Here is a 14,421-nt window from a genome sequence, read left to right as displayed (position 1 = left end):
AGGGCACCCCTCCCACCGGCCCACAATGATAAGACAAGACAAGCCGCAGGCATGAGGATGACCACAAGGCAATGACCCGCGACATTCGATCGATCTGCATCGTGGGCGGCGGCTCGGCAGGCTGGCTGACAGCAGGCCTGATCGCCGCGCGCCACGGGAAAGACCTTGACGTCACGCTGGTGGAAAGTCTGGAGCGCGGCACCATCGGGGTCGGGGAGGGCACCTGGCCCACCATGCGCAACACGCTGCGCAAGATCGGCATCGCCGAAACCGACTTTATCCGCGCCTGCAACGCCTCGTTCAAACAGGGGGCCAAATTCGCCCGATGGCGCACGGGCAAGGCGGATGACGCCTATTATCACCCGCTGGTGCTGCCTCAGGGTTTCCCGGATCTCGATCTGGCGCCCTATTGGCATGAGGCCTCGGCAGGCGGCGACGCGATGTCCTATTCCGATGCGGTCTGCTTTCAGGACTTTCTGTGCGAGAACGGGCTGGCGCCCAAGCTCATCACCTCGCCCGACTATGGCGGCATCGCCAATTATGCCTATCACCTTGATGCGGTGCGGCTGGGCGAACTGCTGCACGATCATTGCGTGAACAAGCTGGGCGTGCGCCACATCGACGACACGATCAACCATGTCGAGCTGAATGAGGCGGGCGATGTCGCCGCCGTTGTCGGCAGCAAATCCGGGCCTATTCGCGCCGATCTTTTCGTCGATTGCTCCGGCTTTGCCTCGCTGCTGCTGGGGCAGGCGCTGGATGTGCCCTTTATCGACCGCAGCGATGTGCTGTTCATCGACCGGGCGCTGGCCGTGCAGGTGCCCTATGAGGAGGCCGACAGCCCGATCACCGCCCATACCGTCTCCACCGCGCAGAAGCATGGCTGGATCTGGGATATCGGCCTGCAGAACCGGCGCGGCGTGGGCTATGTCTGGTCCAGCCGCCACGGCAGCGCGGAGCAGGCCGAGGAAGCGCTGGCGGCCTATGTCGGCCCCGCCTTTGCCGGGCTTTCGACAAGGACGATCCCCATCCGCTCGGGCCACCGCGAGACCTTCTGGAAGAACAATGTGGTCGCCGTGGGCCTTGCCGCGGGCTTCCTCGAACCGCTGGAGGCATCGGCGCTGGTGATGATCGAGCTGTCGGCCGATTACATCGCCAATGCCATGCCCGCCACGCGCCGGGCGATGGATTTTGTCGCCCGCCGCTTCAACACGATGACGCGCTACCGCTGGGACCGGGTGATCGAGTTCCTGAAGCTGCACTATATCCTGTCCGAACGCGACGACAGCGCCTTCTGGCGTGACAACCGCGATCCCGCGACCATCCCGCAGGACTTGCAGGACCAGTTGGACCTGTGGCGCCACACGCCCCCCGGCGAGCATGATTTCGCCAGCGCGCATGAAATGTTCCCGGCGGCGAGCTATCACTATGTGCTCTATGGCATGGGTTTTCAGACCGCCTGCGCCCCCGCCACACTTGCCCGGCGGGACGCGGCCATGGATGCCTTCGCGCAGAACACGGCGATGAAGCGCAAGCTGGCCAGCATGATGCCCACCAACCGCGCGCTGCTCAACAAGCTGCGCGACTACCGCTTCCCTCCGCTGTGAAAGGCCGGCCTTGACCATCGAAACCCTGACCCGACAGGCCCACGCCCATCTGCGCATCGACCCGGCCAGGGCCGCAACAGCCGCCGCTTCGGTGCATCTGGTGCCGCTGGTCGCCAGTGAGATCAGGACCGTGGCCAGCCAGTTCCCCATTTTCTTCGCCAAGGATGGGGAAACCGGGCAGTTCTATCCTGCCGCGCTGATGGGGCTGGCGCCGCACGAAAACCTGTTCTGGAACGGTGAGACGCTCGATGGCGATCATCTGCCGCTCAACCTGTTGCGGCTGCCCTTCTTTGTCGGTGAGGGCGGCGCGGTCTGCATTGATACGGCCAGCCCGGCGATCACGCCCGATGGGCCCTGCACCATCACGGCGGCCGATGGCAGCGACAGTGACTACTTTGCCGCCATTCAGGCCATGCTGGCGCGCTTGCTGCAGGGGCAACAGCCCACCCGCAGCCTGATCGACCTTGCCCTGGCCCGCAAGCTCATCACCGAGGTCAAGCTGGACCTCACCTTCAACGATGGCTCCACCAGCCTGCTGACGGGCCTGTACAATGTGGATGAAAACGCTCTGGCCCGCGCTCATCACGAGATCGAGGATTTCGCCACGGTGATGGATCTGGCCGCGATCGCCCTGTCGCTGAACCATGTGTCGGGGCTGGTCCGGCGCAAAAACGCGCGGCTGGCGGCCCATTCGCAATGGTTCACGGTCGCCGCGAGCTGAATTATGCCTGCCGCCACCTGCCTGCGCATGGGGAACGAAGGGGTGCCGCTCTGGCTGATCGATGACGCGCATCCTCACCCGGCACAATTGGTCGAACACGCGCTCGATCAGACCTTTGCGAAGGCCGAGGGAGACCTCTATCCCGGCATCCGCGCCGAGACACCGCCCGCCTATCCGAACTGGCTGCATGACCTGCTGACGCCCATTCTGAACGCGCAAACCATACAGATCCTGCGGACCAGCTTCGCCGTGACGACCTGCGCCCCGGCAAGCCTGCTGGCCATCCAGCGCATCCCCCATTTCGACACCGTGGACAGCTCGATCCTGGCTGCCGTTCATTACCTGTGCGAGCCGCCCCACCAAGGCACCAGCTTTTACCGCCACCGCGCGACCGGCTTCGAAACCATGAGTTCCGCCAGAACGGCAGCATGGCAGGGGTCTCTGGCGGCGGATGCCGCACGCCATGGCATGCCCCCGGCCCGCTATCACGCCGCCAGCACCGCCAGTTTCGAGCAGATCGGGGCAGCCGATCTGCGCTACAACCGGCTGGTGCTCTACCCTGCCAATTGCCTGCATTGCGGCGATATCGGTGAGTCATGGTCGCGCGATACCCTCAGCGAGGCGAGGCTGACGATCACCTCCCTGATCCGCCTGTAAAGCCTGTCATTCCCGCATGATCCGGCTGACCAGCGCTTCCATGGCCTCCTCGATGCCGATCCGGCCCTTGCGATGGTCCGGCTGGGTACCGGTGAAGTCGATCCAGCCTTCGTTGAAGCCGTCGATCATCCGCATGCGCGGTTGCGGATTGGCCATACCCTCGGCGCGGAAGATGCCCTCCCACTCAACCTTGGGAACGGCCCGAACGCTCACCGGATGACCGATCGCCTTGGCCAGCGCCGCCGCAATGTCCTGCGGGGAGACGCGCTGCGCTGCCTCAAGCTCGACAATGCGGTGGCCCGCCCAATCCTCCAGCAGCAGATCGGCGGCGCAACGCCCCACATCATCGGTGGCGATCATGGCGATCTTGCGGTCGAGCGGTTGCAGATAGCTGGCGATCAGGCCCTTGTCCCGCGCCGCCGCCACATCCCACTGCGCATTTTCCATAAACCAGGCCGCGCGCAAAGAGGTGATCGGCAGATCGACATTGGCCAGCGCCTCTTCGAGCAGGCGCAGGGCGGTCAGCAGATTGGGCTCCATCGCATCCGCCCCGATGGTGGAGAGCACCACCACCTTGCCCGGCTTCGCGCGCAGCAGAGCCTCACGAAAGACAGCGATGCGCGCCTTCACATCGGAAAAATCCGGCGCCGGGTCGAAATTGGGCGGCAGCAGCAGGAACACGCCCTCGGCGCCCGACAAAGCTGCGGTCAGGGCATCGGCATCATCGGCATCGGCCAACGCCACCTCGGCACCGCGCGCGGCCCATGGCGCGCCCTTGGCCGCATCGCGCAGGATGGCGCGGACGGGCTGGCCCTGCTCCAGCAGCCGGTCGGCCAGTGCGCCGCCGACACGGCCGGTTATCGCGGTGATGGCATACATCGTCATTCTCCTGCTCGGGGGATTGGGGGCACGCTTCTGCCGAAGCGGCCTGCCCTTCCGGGATAGTCCCTTGCAGGTCCTGAATCGAACGCCATTTTGGATCGTCACTACGGACTCAAAATCAGAAATGCGGAGATGATCTGTGACACCCACTCGGACATGACGTTGGCCGAGGCGGACCGGGCCTATTTGAGCGACAGAAGATAATCGATCACCTGTCGGCGCTTCTCGGCATCGGCATAGCCGGCAAAGGGCATTTTCGTGCCGGGGACCTTCCTTTGCGGCGAGGTCAGCCAGCTATCCAGCTCCTCGCGCGTCCATGTCAGCCCGGAGGCCTTGAGGGCCGAACTATAGGCATAGCCGGGCAAACTTGCCGCCTTGCGCCCGCCGACACCCCGCAGATTGGGGCCAAAGGAAGTCTTGCCCGCCTCGGTACTGTGGCAGGCCGAGCAGACGCCGAAAGCCGGGGGCGGCGCCTCTGCCCGCGCGGAGAGAGGAAGCCCGGCGCAAAGCAGCACAAGGCCAGCGGCTGAAAAGCCGTTCTTCGTCATGCGGATATCCATGATCGCGGAATGTTGAGCCCACCGTCCCGGAAAGGGGGATCGGAACGGTGGGCTCCGGGAAGGACCGGAGGACGCTTAGAAGCGGTCGAGATCCATGACCTTGGTCCAGGCGGCGACAAAGTCCTTCACGAACATCTCGCGCGCATCATCCGAGGCATAGGTCTCGGCCACGGCGCGCAATTCGGAATTCGATCCGAAGATCAGATCCACCGGCGTCGCGGTCCATTTGGGCTTGCCGCTGGCACGGTCGAGGCCATCATACAGGCCCGCCGCCTTGTCCGATTTCTTCCAGGTGGTGTCCATGTCGAGCAGGTTGACGAAGAAGTCGTTGGTCAGCGCCTGCCGGGCCGCGGGGTGAACACGCCGTGCTGCGTGCCGCCGACGTTGGCACCGAGCACCCGCAGCCCGCCGACCAGCACCGTCATTTCCGGCGCGGTCAGGGTCAGCAGCTGCGCCTTGTCGACCAGCAGCGTTTCGGCCGGCACGCGGTATTTGCCCTTCAGGAAGTTGCGGAATCCGTCGGCGAGCGGCTCCATCGCTTCGAAAGAGTCCACGTCGGTCTGCTCCTGCGAAGCGTCCATGCGGCCCGGCGCGAACGGCACCGTCAGGGCCAAACCGGCGTTCTTCGCCGCCTGTTCCACGCCCGCGGCGCCGGCCAGCACGATCAGGTCGGCCAGAGAGACCTGCTTGCCGCCGGTCTGCGCATCGTTGAAGGTGCGTTGGATGCTCTCCAGCTTGGCCAGCACCTCGGCCAGCTGCGCCGGCTGGTTGACCGCCCAGTCCTTTTGCGGCGCCAGGCGAATGCGCGCGCCGTTGGCGCCGCCGCGCTTGTCGGAACCGCGGAAGGTCGAAGCCGAGGCCCAGGCGGTGGAGACCAGCGCCGACACCGGCAGGCCGGAAGCCAGCACGGCGTTTTTCAGCGCGGCGATGTCATGCTCGTCGATCAGCGGATGATCGACCGCCGGGATCGGATCCTGCCAGATCAGCTCTTCCTGCGGCACTTCCGGGCCGAGGTAGCGCGCACGCGGCCCCATGTCGCGGTGGGTCAGCTTGAACCAGGCGCGGGCGAAGGCGTCGGCCAGCTCCTCCGGGTGCTCATAGAAGCGGCGCGAAATCTTCTCGTAGGCCGGATCGAATCGCAGCGACAGGTCGGTGGTCAGCATGGTCGGGCGGCGTTTCTTGTTCGGATCGAAGGCGTCGGGAATGGTTTCACCGATGTCTTTCGCCACCCACTGATGCGCGCCGGCCGGGCTTTGGCTCAGCTCCCATTCGTATTCGAACAGGTGGCGGAAGAAGTCGTGGTTCCACTGGGTTGGGGGGGGTGGTGGTCCAGGTGACTTCCAGGCCGCTGGTGATGGCGTCTTTGCCGACGCCGGTGCCGAAGGTGCTGTGCCAGCCGAGGCCCTGCGACTCCAGCCCGGCCGCTTCAGGATCGGCGCCGACGTTAGACGCCGGGCCGGGCGCCGTGGGTCTTGCCGAAGGTGTGGCCGCCGGCGATCAGCGCCACGGTTTCTTCGTCGTTCATCGCCATGCGGGCGAAGGTCTCGACGAATGTCGCGCGCGGCGGCCACCGGATCGGGGTTGCCGTCCGGGCCTTCCGGGTTGACGTAGATCAGGCCCATCTGCACCGCCGCCAGCGGGTCTTCCAGGTCACGGTCGCCCGAGTAGCGGCTGTTTGGCCCGCCGCTCAGCTCCAGCCAGATCTTCTCCGAACCCCAGTAGACGTCGTCCGGCTCCCAGGTGTCGGCGCGGCCGCCGGCATAGCCGAAGGTCTTGAAGCCCATCGATTCCAGCGCCACGTTGCCGGTCAGGATAATCAGGTCGGCCCAGGAGATATTGCGGCCGTATTTCTGTTTGATTGGCCACAGCAGGCGGCGCGCCTTGTCGAGGCTGACGTTGTCCGGCCAGCTGTTGAGCGGGGCGAAGCGCTGCTGGCCTTCGCCCGCGCCGCCGCGGCCGTCGCCGATGCGGTAGGTGCCGGCGCTGTGCCAGGCCATGCGGATGAACAGGGGGCCGTAGTGGCCGAAGTCCGCCGGCCACCATGCCTGGGAGGTGTGAAGCACCTTGCGGATGTCGGCCTTCACCGCTGCCAGATCGAGCGTGCCAAAGGCCTTGGCGTAATCGAAGTCCGCGCCATAGGGATTGGCGCTGGCGTCATGCTGGCGCAGCGGCATGAGGTCGAGGCGACTGGGCCACCAATCCGCGTTGGACATGGCGCCGGGCTGGGCGGCATGCGCTGCCGCCGCATCCTGCGCGTGAAGCCGGGCAACCCCCAAGGGGCATGCTGCCAGGGCAAGGATGGCCGCGAGGGATGTTGAATGTTTGATCATGATGGCAAACCCCTGTCGTTCTATCTTGATATGCGGGGGTCTAACCAATGGGATGGAGGCACAGAAATTGATCGGCCTGATCACTGTGATCGACGTTTCCTTATAAACATCAGTAAAATCCCCGAAAATGCGATCAGCGCCGGGCATGCCGCATCAAGGCTGGGGTCGCACCTCTGCTTCGGCATCATCGGCCCATCCGGCCCGGCGCCCCAATCGGGGGACAAGGAACAGCACAGGCAGCTTCAGAAACAGCAATTCGGCGTGGATGAAGCCGTCGATCCTGCGCTCCCACCAGCTTGAAACATGCCGACCGCGCCGGGCCAGCCAGCCCTCGTAAGGCGCCCAGTGGCTGGGTTCATCCCGCTCGATCACCCGGAAGATGCGGATCAGCGTGGCATCGCTGCGCACAATTGGATGGCGCAGCAGGATCTCGACCTGACGGAAGCCGCGCCGCTCGGTCAGCGCGATCACCCGGCAGAGGCGTTCGAACAGGCGGTCATCGGCGATCAGTTGCGCCGTATCGAGGCCGTCGATGGTCGTGCCGAACATGAGTTCGACAAATCTGTCGATGTGGCCAAAGGTCCGGTCCACCGCATAGGGCATCACCCCGCGCCGCAGGAACCAGCGGCGAAACATCTCATAATGCCTGCGCTCATCGGCGCGGTGCTTTTCCAGCGTTGCGATAAAATCCCTGTCCTCGGGCGCCCGGCGACGGACGGCCTCGATCACCCGATCCAGCGCGGTGTAGCCGCGATGCTCGTTGTAGAGATAGATCGACCCCAGGATTTCGAGGTAGCGACGACAAAACCAGTTGAACATAACGTCCATCTTTCGACGATCGGAAGCGGAACGGCCCCTGCGTGGGGTGGTTCAGGGGCGGCCTTCCCTTGCGCCGCATGCCTCTTCCACCAGCCTCACTGTATGACACACATCGAAGACCTCATCGAGGCACTGTGAAGCCTGCGCCGCATGGTGAGCGTCCCCATTTCGGTCACTCAACCGCTCCAGCGCATCATGGAGGAGCTGCGGCGCGCCAAAGGGCACCGCCTCCCCCACACCGTAACGCCCCAGCAAGGCCGCCAGCATCTGCTCAAAACCGCGCCCCTCCACCCATTGCCCGTCGAAAACCGCAACCGGCGGCAACGGGCTGGTCTCGCACCAGATCGGGGTGACCAGCATGCGCTGGTCGGACTCGACCCGGTATCGTTCACGCAGAAAGCGGCATTGCCGGGCATGGTGCTGCTGCTCAAGCTGTCAGCCAGTCCGCCTGCCGGTGGGCGGCGTGCAGAATGCGCTGGTGCGCCAGTCGGCGGCGGCCCCGGACATGGATGCGCTGAGCCACACCTATCGCGCCGCTTTCACCATCTGGTGGCCGCCATGCTTCTGGCGCCGCCCATTGCCATGGCATCCGGGCTGATCTCGCATCTGCTGATCGGCGACGACAGCGCCTGGTCCACGGTGACGGCCATCGGCCTTGCCGCGCATCGGCTGGTCCATATGTTCCTGTCCGACGCCTATCTGCCCGCCATCCCGGCGATCCGCATCTATATGGTGGGCGACATGCTGTGCGTCTGGACGCTGATCGCCATGTACAGCGCCTTCGCGCGGGGCCAGCCGGTCCGCTATGCGCTGATCGAGATGGCCGCCCTGACCCTGATGCTGATGCTGGTTCCGCTGCTGAGCCCCGTGGCGGGGGCGAAAGCGCCCTATCTCGCCTATACGGCCAGCTTCGCGATCATGGCGGTCGCGATGGCCTGTGCATGGCTGCGGGATGGTGCCCCCGTTACAAGGGCGCATGATCCAGCGCGGGCAGAACATGCCGCGCGAACAGATCCGCCTCCGCCGCATGCGGATAGCCCGAAAGGATGAAGGCATCGATGCCCATCTCGCGATACATGGCGATCTTGGCCAGCACCTGATCGGGATCGCCGACAATCGCCGCGCCGCAGCCCGAGCGCGCCTGCCCGATCCCCGTCCAGAGATTGTCCTCCACATAGCCATCGACCGCCCGTTCCCGCAGCGCGGCCTGCGCCTGCACGCCCGCCGATTGCGAATCCAGAGATTTTGCGCGAATGGCCGCGCCTTGTGCCAGATCGAGCTTTGACAGCAGGCGGTCCGCGGCGGCGCGGGCCTCTTGCTCGGTTTCACGCACCACGACATGGACGCGGTAGCCGAAGCGCAGGGTGCGGCCATGGCGCTCCGCCCGCTCCTTCATGTCCGCGATGATCGCCGCGATCTCTCCCTGCGTACCGGGCCACATCAGATAGACGTCGCAGCCCTTGGCGGCGGTCTCGCGCGCATCGGGCGACAGGCCTCCGAAATAGAACAGCGGGGCCTTGCCCGAAACCGTGCGGATGCGCGGCGGATCGAGCTTCAGCTTCCAGAATTCGCCATCATGATCGATGGATTCGCCATTGAGCAGGCTGCGCAGGATGGTCATCGCCTCGCTCGTGCGGGCGTAGCGCTCACGCGAGCCCAGCGTCTCGCCCGGCATCTCCGAGGAAATGATGTTGACCTTCAGCCGCCCGCCCAGCATCCGGTCGATGGTGGCGATCTGCCGGGCCAGTTGCGGCGGCCAGCTTTCGCCGATGCGCACCGCCATCAGCAGGGCAAGGCGGCGCAGCATGGGGGCAATCCCGGCGGCAAAGGCCGTGGTGTCGATCCCCAGATTGTAACCCGAGGGCAGCAGGATGTTGTCGAAGCCCGCGCTTTCGGCCTGCAGCACGATGTCGCGGCAATGCTCCCAGCTCGATTGCAGGCGTTCATCAGGCACGCCGAGGAACTCGTAATCATCGTCGCACAGAGCTGAAAACCAGCTCACTTCGCAGGGGTTGCTCATGGTTTCTTCTCCGTGGCGGCGCGGGCTTCAGGGATGCAAGGCGCGATCATCTCCAGCGCGGCTCCCGGCAAAAGCACGGAGATCCCGCCGACAACATTTTCCGGCTTGCGCTCAGGCACCAGATGCATGGTAAGAGATGATGACATCGTTATCACCTATAGGATCACTAGTGATGGTAGAGCAAGTGCGTTACGGTCTCGTCGGCACCGGGATGATGGGGGCAGAACATATCACCAATCTTGCCATCACCCCCGGCGCGGTGGTGACCGCCATCGCCGATCCTGTGGAGACCTCGCTGGGCTGGGCACTCATGGCGCTGGGCGATAAAGCCGAGGGCGTAAAGGCTTTTTCGGACAGCGCGGCGCTGGCGCAAAGCGGGTTGGTCGATGCGGTGATCGTGGCCAGCCCCAACCACACCCACCGCCGCGTGCTGGAGCCTCTGTTCGATGCGGGGCTGGCCATTCTGTGCGAGAAACCGCTTGCGACAACGTTGGAGGATGCCCGCTGGGTGGTGGAGCAGGCCGAGGCCTCATCGCGGCCCTTCTGGACGGCCATGGAGTATCGCTACATGCCGCCCGCCGCCGCATTTATCGATCAGGTGCATGGCGGGCGCGTCGGCAAGCTGCAGATGCTCTCGATCCGCGAGCATCGCTTCCCCTTCCTGCCCAAGGTGGGCGACTGGAACCGCTTCAGCCGCAACACCGGCGGCACGATGGTCGAGAAATGCTGCCATTTCTTCGATCTGATGCGGCTGATCGTGCAATCCGAAGCGGTGCGCGTCTATTGCTCGGGCGCGATGGATGTGAACCATCTCGACGAACGCTATGATGGGCAGACGCCCGACATCATCGACAACAGCTTCACCACCGTCGATTTCGCCAATGGCGTGCGGGCCCTGCTGGACCTCTCGATGTTTGCCGAAGGCGCTGAAAATCAGGAGGAAGTCACCGCCGTGGGTGACAAGGCCCGGCTGGATGTGCTGATCCCGGAAGGCGCGCTGGTCTACAGCCCGCGCGTGGGCTTCCTCAACCCCAAGCAGGTCGAGCGAAGCGTGGTCGAGGTCGACAGGCAAGCCCTGCAGGCGGGCAGCCATCACGGCTCGACCTTCTATCAGCACCAGCGCTTTATCGCCGCCGTGCGGGGCGAGGGCCCGGTGGAGGTGAGCGCGCGCGATGGTCTGATGGCCGTGGCCATCGGCACGGCGGCGGAGATCAGCGCCCGCGAACACCGCGTGGTGGAGATGGCCGAACTGGGCTTTTAACGGCGCCCCTATCGACGCGGCGCACCACCCGTCGATTCCCGGCGGATCAGTTCGAAAGGCACCTCGCGTGAGGCTTTGTCCTGCGCCGGGGCCAGCAGCAGATCCGCCGCCTGAAAGCCCATCTGGCGAGTCGGCTGACGGATGGTGGTGAGCGGCGGCCAGACGAAGCTGGCCAGCGCATCGTCGCCAAAGCCCGCGACCGAAAGCGCGCCGGGCACCGCCATGCCGCGCCGATGCGCCACGCTCAGCACGCCCGCCGCCATCTCGTCATTCGAGGCGAAAATGGCGGTGGGGGCATCGGCCAGCGCCAGCAAAGCCTCCGCCGCCGCCGCGCCCGAGGCAAAATCATAACCACCCTCGCGCACCAGCTTCGGATCGGGCGTGCGGCCCGATTCCACCAGCGCCGCGACATAGCCGGCATGGCGCGCCACGCTGCCCGCATAGCTGGGATGGCCCATCACAAAGCCGATACGCTGATGGCCCAAAGCCAGCAGATGGCGCGTCATCGCATTGGCCGCCGCCTGATTGTCGATGAACACCGCCGAGGTCTCCACCGTGCCGGAGGGCGTGACCCGGACATAGGACACCTCGCGCCGCGCCAGCAGGTCGAGGATATCCTGCCGGTCGGAGATCGGCGGGGTGAGGATCAGCCCGTCGATGCCGGTGGTGTCGATCAGGCTGGCGATCTCCTCGATCAGCCCTTCGGCGCGGTGATCATAGGGCTGGGCGATCATCCGCACGCCGTCCTGTCGGCAGCGTTCGTGGATGCCCGCCTGCATCTCGTGCACATAGAAGGGGCTGGGGTTGTCGCAGGCCAGCGCGATCTGGAAGGTGCGATGGCCGACAAGGCTGCGCGCGGCGGCGCTGGGCCGGAAATTGAGCGTTTCGATGGCCTGCTGCACACTCTTGCGCGCTTTCTCGGAGACGCGTGGCTGCTTGTTGAGGACACGGGACACCGTCTTGATCGAAACGCCCGATGCCTGGGCAACATCCTTGATCGTGGCGCGCAAGATCGGCTCCTCTGTGGCGGCGTGATCGCCTTGGCGCCGCCATCTGTGCCATGCGGCAGGCCGAAGCGGAACCGGGCCCTTATGATTATGTCTTATACCCGGTGCCCAGCATGCCCCGCGATAGCCTACGTTGTCACCCCCGTGACAAAAACTCTCTTCTCTATGGATTTTGTAGAGTTTAAGGAAAGCCCACCATTCAGGGAGGCTTTACGGTGAATCGATCAATCTCAGCCCTCACATTGTTGAGCGGAACGGTGCTGGCCAGCGGATTTCTGGCCATCGGCGTCGCTCACGCGGACACAGCGGGGGCCAGGACCGACGCGCCCGCCGCCGAGCAGGCCTTGCCCGAGGATGCCTCGGCCGCCGGTGGCATCGTTGTCACCGCGCGCTTCCGCAACGAGCAGCTTCAGAATGTGCCCATCGCCATGTCCGTGGTGAGTGGCAGCAGTGCCCAGTCGCGCAACCTCAACACCATTCAGGATATTGCCGCCACGGTTCCCAGCCTCGATTTCCGCAACGGGGCCTCGAACAAGGACCGCAACATCTTCATCCGCGGCATCGGCACGATCACCACCTCGCCGGGCGTGGAATCCTCAGTCTCGACCGTGCTGGACGGCGTGGTGCTGGTGCGCCCCGGACAGGCGACCTTCGATCTGGTCGATCTGGAGCGCATCGAGGTGCTGCGCGGGCCACAGGGCACGCTCTTCGGCAAGAACGCCTCGGCGGGCGTGGTGAACATCATCACCAAGGCCCCCTCCGACCATCAGACCGGCGTGATCGATGTCGGCTATTACGAGGGCAATGAGGAGCGCATCCGCGCCGGGCTCTCGGGCCCCATCAACGACTGGCTGGGCTATTCGATCAGCGGGCTCTACGGCAATTATCAGGGCAATGTCCGCAATCTGGGCACCAACCACTGGGTCAATGGCTATGAGCGCTGGGGCGGTCGCGGCAAGCTGGTGGCCAAGCCCGCCAGCAATCTGACCATCACGCTGGCCGGCGACTATCTGCACAACAAGGACACCACCCCCAACGGCGTCTATGCCAGCACGTCGCAGACCGCTTTTGGCGGCGCCACCACCAACAGCGCCGCGCTGGCCGGCCTGCTGGCGCAGGAAGGCGTGACCGCCAGCGCCAACAACAAGACCGTCAACACCAATTTCGACACCTATGTGAAGGATGACAATTACGGCGGCTCGCTGACGGCGGAGTGGCGGCCGGGCGACTACACCGTCACCTCCATCACCGCCTATCGCGAATGGAAGAACCGCCAGGTGCCCGATTGGGACCAGCGCTCGATCTTGGCCAGCGGCTTTCCGCAGGGGGCCGACAATGGCTATGTCAACTTCAACCAGTTCAGCCAGGAGTTGCGCCTCGCCTCACCGCAGGGCAAGCTGATCGACTATGTGGTGGGCGCCTATTACCTGCATGCCAACACCAATGAGATCTATCAGCGCACCGTCACCCAACTGACGTCGCCCACCACCACCCAGACCAACACCGGCGTGGCCACCTACGGCACGCAGGCCGACAATCTGGCGCTGTTCGGCGAGGCCAATTTGCATGCCGGCGAGAAGCTGACCTTCATCCTGGGCGGCCGCCTGATCTATGACAAGCTGACCTATTACCATCAGCGCAATGCCGATACGGCAACGGGCGTCACCGGCATCCGCCCCTCGATCGCCTACAGCACCGGCAGCACCGACCGGGTGGACGGCAGCGGGCGCGTCGGCGTGCAATACCGGCCTGTGCCGCAGGCGACGCTTTATGCGACCTATTCGCGCGGCTACAAGGGCCCGGCCTATAATGTGTTCTTCAACATGCAGGCCTTCGACCAGATCGCGCTCAAGCCGGAAACCTCGAACAGCTATGAGGTCGGGCTGAAGGGCGGCACGCGCGGCGGCGCCTTCACCGGCAGCATCGCGGCCTATTGGACAGACTTTTCCGGCTATCAGGCCAATTATCAGGACAGTTTTCTGGGCTCACCGGTCACCCGCCTGATCAATGCGGGCACGGTGCGCACGCGCGGCATCGAGATCGACGCCGCCGCTCACCCCACTGACCGGCTGACACTGAACTGGGCGGCGGTCTACAGCAATGCGCGCATCCGCCATTTCAACTGCCCGGCGGCCACCGTCTGCCCCAATTACGATGGCGCCCCCCTGCCCTTCGCCCCCGACTGGAAGCTGAGCGGCGGCGGCGCCTGGCGCCTTCCGCTGACCGACACGCTGGGCGTCGAACTGCAGACCGACTGGACCTTCCGCAGCGCCACCCAATTCGCCCTGACCCAGACGCCCAGCACCATCCAGCCCGCCTATGGCATCTGGAACGCCAGCGTGGCCCTGATCGACAAGCGCAATTGGGAAATCCGTGGGGTGGTGAAGAACCTGCTCAACACCCATTACTCCAACCTGCTGAGCAACGGCACGACCGCGGGCACGCTGCGCTTCGTACCCCGCGACAATGACCGCTATGTCGGGGTGAACGCCAGCTACCATTTCTGAGAAGGCGATACGGGGCGGCGGGTTTTCAAAGGCCCGCCGCCCTTTTTGCG

Annotated in this window: 13 protein-coding genes and 1 pseudogene; 7 read left to right on the top strand and 7 right to left on the bottom strand. The window is 64.9% G+C overall.

Annotation, left to right across the window (positions count from 1 at the left end):
- The first annotated feature begins 71 nt into the window (after window positions 1-71).
- From ABDW49_RS20560 to ABDW49_RS20550, 3 genes are read left to right on the top strand one after another with little or no spacing between them, the layout of a single operon-like run.
- A complete protein-coding gene (locus tag ABDW49_RS20560) occupies window positions 72-1,607 on the top strand; it encodes a tryptophan halogenase family protein (protein WP_343614793.1) in 1,536 nt (511 codons plus the stop codon).
- A 10-nt stretch (window positions 1,608-1,617) separates the two neighbouring features.
- A complete protein-coding gene (locus ABDW49_RS20555) occupies window positions 1,618-2,328 on the top strand; it encodes a SapC family protein (RefSeq protein ID WP_343614792.1) in 711 nt (236 codons plus the stop codon).
- Between the two features lie 3 nt (window positions 2,329-2,331).
- A complete protein-coding gene (locus ABDW49_RS20550; protein ID WP_343614790.1) occupies window positions 2,332-2,985 on the top strand; it encodes a DUF6445 family protein in 654 nt (217 codons plus the stop codon).
- Window positions 2,986-2,991: 6 nt separating this feature from the next.
- On the opposite strand, the gene ABDW49_RS20545 is transcribed toward ABDW49_RS20550, so the two are convergent.
- The 5 genes and pseudogenes from ABDW49_RS20545 to ABDW49_RS20525 all read right to left on the bottom strand — a co-directional run bounded on the left by ABDW49_RS20545 (window position 2,992) and on the right by ABDW49_RS20525 (window position 7,936).
- Complete coding sequence (locus ABDW49_RS20545; RefSeq protein WP_343614788.1) at window positions 2,992-3,864, bottom strand: NAD(P)H-binding protein; 873 nt, start codon at window positions 3,862-3,864, stop codon at window positions 2,992-2,994.
- Window positions 3,865-4,049: 185 nt separating this feature from the next.
- A complete protein-coding gene (locus tag ABDW49_RS20540) occupies window positions 4,050-4,415 on the bottom strand; it encodes a c-type cytochrome (protein ID WP_343614786.1) in 366 nt (121 codons plus the stop codon).
- 87 nt (window positions 4,416-4,502) lie between these two features.
- Window positions 4,503-6,640, bottom strand: a pseudogene (gene katG / locus ABDW49_RS20535) (catalase/peroxidase HPI).
- A 270-nt stretch (window positions 6,641-6,910) separates the two neighbouring features.
- On the bottom strand, window positions 6,911-7,576 hold the full coding sequence (locus ABDW49_RS20530; RefSeq protein ID WP_343614784.1) for a ferritin-like domain-containing protein: 666 nt from the start codon (window positions 7,574-7,576) through the stop codon (window positions 6,911-6,913).
- Window positions 7,577-7,627: 51 nt separating this feature from the next.
- Window positions 7,628-7,936 carry a hypothetical protein gene (locus ABDW49_RS20525; RefSeq protein WP_343614782.1) on the bottom strand — a complete coding sequence of 103 codons (309 nt, stop codon included), beginning with the start codon at window positions 7,934-7,936 and terminating at the stop codon, window positions 7,628-7,630.
- Between ABDW49_RS20525 and ABDW49_RS20520 the strand changes: the two genes are divergently transcribed.
- Together ABDW49_RS20520 and ABDW49_RS20515 are read left to right on the top strand one after the other, a co-directional pair.
- Entirely contained in the window at window positions 7,935-8,174 is a 240-nt protein-coding gene (locus ABDW49_RS20520) for a hypothetical protein (RefSeq protein WP_343614781.1), read from the top strand. The genes ABDW49_RS20525 and ABDW49_RS20520 overlap by 2 nt on opposite strands.
- Window positions 8,135-8,626 (top strand): hypothetical protein, encoded by a 492-nt coding sequence (locus ABDW49_RS20515; RefSeq protein WP_343614780.1) that lies wholly within the window; start codon window positions 8,135-8,137, stop codon window positions 8,624-8,626. The genes ABDW49_RS20520 and ABDW49_RS20515 overlap by 40 nt, the downstream gene beginning before the upstream one ends.
- On the opposite strand, the gene ABDW49_RS20510 is transcribed toward ABDW49_RS20515, so the two are convergent.
- Window positions 8,541-9,596, bottom strand: coding sequence for an LLM class flavin-dependent oxidoreductase (locus tag ABDW49_RS20510; protein ID WP_343614778.1), 1,056 nt, complete (start codon window positions 9,594-9,596; stop codon window positions 8,541-8,543). The two genes, ABDW49_RS20515 and ABDW49_RS20510, sit on opposite strands and share 86 nt — an antisense overlap.
- Before the next feature lie 172 nt (window positions 9,597-9,768).
- Here ABDW49_RS20510 and ABDW49_RS20505 point away from each other — a divergent pair, with 172 nt between their 5' ends.
- On the top strand, window positions 9,769-10,857 hold the full coding sequence (locus ABDW49_RS20505; protein WP_343614776.1) for a Gfo/Idh/MocA family oxidoreductase: 1,089 nt from the start codon (window positions 9,769-9,771) through the stop codon (window positions 10,855-10,857).
- 8 nt (window positions 10,858-10,865) lie between these two features.
- On the opposite strand, the gene ABDW49_RS20500 is transcribed toward ABDW49_RS20505, so the two are convergent.
- A complete protein-coding gene (locus ABDW49_RS20500; RefSeq protein ID WP_343614774.1) occupies window positions 10,866-11,867 on the bottom strand; it encodes a LacI family DNA-binding transcriptional regulator in 1,002 nt (333 codons plus the stop codon).
- Between the two features lie 212 nt (window positions 11,868-12,079).
- Here ABDW49_RS20500 and ABDW49_RS20495 point away from each other — a divergent pair, with 212 nt between their 5' ends.
- The gene (locus tag ABDW49_RS20495) at window positions 12,080-14,371 is read left to right on the top strand and encodes a TonB-dependent receptor (RefSeq protein WP_343614772.1); all 2,292 of its coding nucleotides are present in this window, start codon (window positions 12,080-12,082) and stop codon (window positions 14,369-14,371) included.
- Window positions 14,372-14,421 lie beyond the last annotated feature (50 nt).

The sequence above is a fragment of the Novosphingobium sp. genome (assembly GCF_039595395.1).
Taxonomy (GTDB): domain Bacteria; phylum Pseudomonadota; class Alphaproteobacteria; order Sphingomonadales; family Sphingomonadaceae; genus Novosphingobium.
Note: the sequence above shows the minus strand (reverse complement) of the source record. Positions and strands in the feature narration are given on the sequence as shown.

Coding starts and splice junctions, on each gene's coding strand:
- ABDW49_RS20550 (WP_343614790.1), top strand. CDS start 2,332: ATGCCTGCCGCCACCTGCCTGCGCATGGGGAACGAAGGGGTGCCGCTC.
- ABDW49_RS20525 (WP_343614782.1), bottom strand. CDS start 7,936: ATGCTGGTCACCCCGATCTGGTGCGAGACCAGCCCGTTGCCGCCGGTT.
- ABDW49_RS20510 (WP_343614778.1), bottom strand. CDS start 9,596: ATGAGCAACCCCTGCGAAGTGAGCTGGTTTTCAGCTCTGTGCGACGAT.
- ABDW49_RS20505 (WP_343614776.1), top strand. CDS start 9,769: ATGGTAGAGCAAGTGCGTTACGGTCTCGTCGGCACCGGGATGATGGGG.
- ABDW49_RS20560 (WP_343614793.1), top strand. CDS start 72: ATGACCCGCGACATTCGATCGATCTGCATCGTGGGCGGCGGCTCGGCA.
- ABDW49_RS20515 (WP_343614780.1), top strand. CDS start 8,135: ATGCTTCTGGCGCCGCCCATTGCCATGGCATCCGGGCTGATCTCGCAT.
- ABDW49_RS20540 (WP_343614786.1), bottom strand. CDS start 4,415: ATGACGAAGAACGGCTTTTCAGCCGCTGGCCTTGTGCTGCTTTGCGCC.
- ABDW49_RS20530 (WP_343614784.1), bottom strand. CDS start 7,576: ATGTTCAACTGGTTTTGTCGTCGCTACCTCGAAATCCTGGGGTCGATC.
- ABDW49_RS20520 (WP_343614781.1), top strand. CDS start 7,935: ATGCGCTGGTCGGACTCGACCCGGTATCGTTCACGCAGAAAGCGGCAT.
- ABDW49_RS20545 (WP_343614788.1), bottom strand. CDS start 3,864: ATGTATGCCATCACCGCGATAACCGGCCGTGTCGGCGGCGCACTGGCC.